Annotated in this window: 1 protein-coding gene and 2 pseudogenes; 2 read left to right on the top strand and 1 reads right to left on the bottom strand. The window is 70.4% G+C overall.

Translation table 11 applies throughout. The features are described 5' to 3' along the window. Nucleotides 1-335, top strand: a pseudogene (locus VGZ32_RS26730) (hypothetical protein); the annotation flags it as partial. 31 nt (nt 336-366) lie between these two features. Here VGZ32_RS26730 and VGZ32_RS26725 read toward each other — a convergent pair. Next, nucleotides 367-1,149, bottom strand: a pseudogene (locus VGZ32_RS26725) (glucose-6-phosphate dehydrogenase); the annotation flags it as partial. 713 nt (nt 1,150-1,862) lie between these two features. On the opposite strand from VGZ32_RS26725, the gene VGZ32_RS26720 reads away from it, so the two are divergent. After that, on the top strand, nt 1,863-2,546 hold the full coding sequence (locus VGZ32_RS26720) for a DNA alkylation repair protein (protein ID WP_326888980.1): 684 nt from the start codon (nt 1,863-1,865) through the stop codon (nt 2,544-2,546). The last annotated feature ends 9 nt before the right edge of the window (nt 2,547-2,555 follow it).

The following is a 2,555-nucleotide window of genomic DNA, read 5'->3' as shown; positions in this document are numbered from 1 at the left end:
AGCGCAGCCCGCACCCGGCCGCGCGCGAGCAGGTGGCCTTGTTCAACGTCGTCACCGCGGCCACGGTGGGCATCGGCGTGGCCGCTCTGTACCTCGCCCTGTTCATCGCCATGCTCGCCGCGGCGCTGCTGCTGGTGCCGGGGAACCTGCTCAGCCTGGTCCTCGGGCACCGGGCCGGGGTGGCCGACCAGGTCAGCCTGGCCTGGCTGGCCACCTCGATCGCGACGCTGGGCGGCGCCCTCGGCGCGGTACTCGAAACCCGCGAGACCGTGCGCGAGGCGGCCTACACCTATCAGCCGGATACGCAGATCGACGCCATCGCCGACCCGCGGTGAGCCCGTCCGCGGGCTCAGCGGTCCGTTGGGCTCAGCTCTCCGTGGGCAGCCATGGCTGCTGCCAGCGCGGGTAGCCGCGGACCAGGGCTTCCGCCTCCTCGGGCCCCCAGGATCCGCGCGGGTAGGGGCGGACGTCGGGCGGGTGGTCGAGCAGCGGCTGCACGATGCGCCAGGTCTCCTCGACGCTGTCCTCTCTGGCGAAGAGCTGATGGTCGCCGACCAGCGCGGCGTGCAGCAGCCGCTTGTACGGCTCCGGCGGTTCGCCCAGCTCGCGGGCGAACGAGGTGTCCAGGTGGACCGGGCGCCAGGACTGTTCGGCCAGCGCAGACAGTTGCAGCCGCAGGCCCGGATCCGGGTCGATCCGCAGCACGATCTGGTTGGGGTCGGCCCTGGTCGGCAAGGAAAGGAAGGCCAGCCGGGGCTCGCGACGCAGGAACAGCCGCACCTCGGTCACCTTGTGCGGCAGCGCCTTGCCGACCCGCAGGAAGACTGGGACGTCGGCCCAGCGCCAGTTGTCGATCTCCAGCCGCAGCGCCACGTAGGTCTCGGTGGTCGAATCCGGCGCCGCGCCGGGGACGTCGGCGTACTCCTCGTACTGGCCGCGCACGTAGTACTGCGGGTCGGCGGGCGGCATGGCGCGGAACACCTCCGCCTTCTTGTCCTGCGTGTCGCCGGCGCTAGCGTCGGCCGGCGGGTCCATGGCGACCAGGGCCAGCACCTGCAGCAGGTGGTTCTGGACCACGTCGCGGAGCGCGCCGACGGAGTCGTAGAACCTGCCGCGGCCCTCGACCCCGAAATCTCCCGCTTGGAGGACAGGCCGAGCGCGAGCATGGTCTGCTCGTGGTCCTCAGCGTGCCAGTCGACCCGACCGCCCACTTCGGGCATCCACAGGCCGACGCCGTAATACTCGAACAGCGGCGCCATCGACGCGTACTGGCTGGCGTAAAACGCGCGCTCGTACTCCCCCATCACAATCGCATCCCACCCGCGGTCCGGATCGGCCAGCTGCGCGACCAGGGCGGCGGCCTGCGGCCGCCGCGCCCACGGCAAGGTCCGGCTCTCACCTGTGTCGAAGAACTCTGCCACGATTACGCCGTGCCCCGCCAACATCATTACCGCCTGTTGCAGCTGCCGCGCCCGCGACGTCACCGGATCCTGCCAGTCCTCGGTCGACACCCGCCCGTAAAACGCGAACCGCAGACGGCCCCGGCTTCGCCCGGCGGTCTGGCCGGTGAGGCTCTGCGCCCATTCAGCCAGCACATCGCCTCCCCTGCCCGGGCGGGCCGCACTCGCCATCATCATGGCAACCCTCGCTCATGCCTCTGCCGCCCAGGCGTTAGCAGCCCTGCGACCCGAGGATGCAGCCACCACCGGAAGACCAGCTGAACGCGAGCGCTGCAAGCCCGCTGAAACCCGCCGGCCAGTACAGCCCGCCCTCCAGGACATCCTGGCCTGTCGCCGGCCTGCCCGTGCAACGTCCATCGCAGGTCGTTTGTGCAGCGCCGCCGAGTGGTTTACCGTTCCGGCGTGGCTGCGGACGTCGAGCTGATCGAAGCGGTGCGTGCCGCGCTCCGCGGGGCTGCGCAGCCGGAACTGGCCCGGCCTATGCAGGCGTACATGAAGTCAGCCACCCCGTTCCTCGGCGTCCGGGTGCCGATGATGCGAACTCTCACCCAGGCGGAGGCGAAGCTGCGGCCGTTCACCACCTCAGCGGACCTCATTGACACGGTCCTGCGGCTATGGCGGGAGGCGGGCTATCGCGAGGAGCGGTACGCCGCGATCACGTTGCTCGACACACCTGCGGCGCGGCGGCTCCGGGAGCCAACCGTCCTCCAGACGCTGCGGGAACTGATCGTCACCGGCGCGTGGTGGGACTACGTGGACGAGCTAGCGCACCGGGTCGGTGACCTGCTGCTCAGCTGGCCGGCCGAGGTCCGCCCGGCGTTGCTGACATGGACCCGCAGCGAGGACCGGTGGCTGCGGCGGGCCTCAATCATCTGCCAGCTCGGGACGCGTGACCGGGCCGACGTAGAGCTACTCACGATCGCGATCGAGTCAGCCATAGGCGACGGCGACTTCTTCCTGCGCAAAGCGATCGGGTGGGCGCTGCGGGACTACGCGCGAACCGACCCGGCATGGGTGCGATCCTTCGCCGAAACCCACGAACTGAGCCCGTTGTCACGACGCGAGGCGCTGAAACACTTGCCGTGAGCACTCACC

This window comes from Actinocrinis sp. (assembly GCF_035938995.1).
Taxonomy (GTDB): domain Bacteria; phylum Actinomycetota; class Actinomycetes; order Streptomycetales; family Catenulisporaceae; genus DASZGI01.
The sequence above is the reverse complement of the archived record's forward strand: the minus strand, read 5'-3'. Positions and strand labels throughout refer to the sequence as shown.